This window comes from Paenibacillus whitsoniae, from assembly GCF_003955665.1.
Classification (GTDB): domain Bacteria; phylum Bacillota; class Bacilli; order Paenibacillales; family NBRC-103111; genus Paenibacillus_E; species Paenibacillus_E whitsoniae.
Genome location: NZ_RXHU01000106.1, coordinates 1 through 459 on the forward strand (window position 1 = coordinate 1; position 459 = coordinate 459).

Consider the following 459-nt stretch of genomic DNA (forward strand, 5'->3'; position numbering starts at 1 on the left):
CGCCTCTGCCATGCCGACGAATACCTGATCGTGTCCCCTATCCCGGACTATGAGAAGCGGCTTCGCTCCTATGAATTGTTGGCTGCTTTGAAATAAATATTTTACTAGAAGTTTGCTAATAAATTCTAAATAGTTGCCTGCTATAGTCTAGTTATAGATGAGATCCGGAGGTAAAGGGACATGGAAAAAACGGTAGATGCAGACGTTCAATCATTGATTGATCGACTAGGGCAAGACGCACATGTACTGCTGGAGGAGTTCGCCTTTACCGAGAACGGACAGCGATTATCGGAGCAGGAAGCTTTACGTTTCATCGCCTTTTTAAAAGAAGAAAGTACGAAGAAATCTATCCATTAATACGCTTAGAACCGTCCGATGTGGACGGTTTTTTGTTGCGCACCTGACAGTCATCCAGTCTAGGTCCCCGATCCCTTGCGCCCATTACCTGCAAAAACTACA

1 protein-coding gene is annotated in these 459 nt (G+C 45.1%); it reads left to right on the plus strand.

The window, feature by feature from the left end:
- The first annotated feature begins 180 nt into the window (after window positions 1-180).
- A complete protein-coding gene (locus tag EJQ19_RS32040; protein ID WP_164716767.1) occupies window positions 181-357 on the plus strand; it encodes a hypothetical protein in 177 nt (58 codons plus the stop codon).
- Window positions 358-459 lie beyond the last annotated feature (102 nt).

Bases quoted from the DNA above. Each gene is read 5' to 3' on its own strand.
- EJQ19_RS32040 (WP_164716767.1), top strand. From the start codon at position 181: ATGGAAAAAACGGTAGATGCAGACGTTCAATCATTGATTGATCGACTA.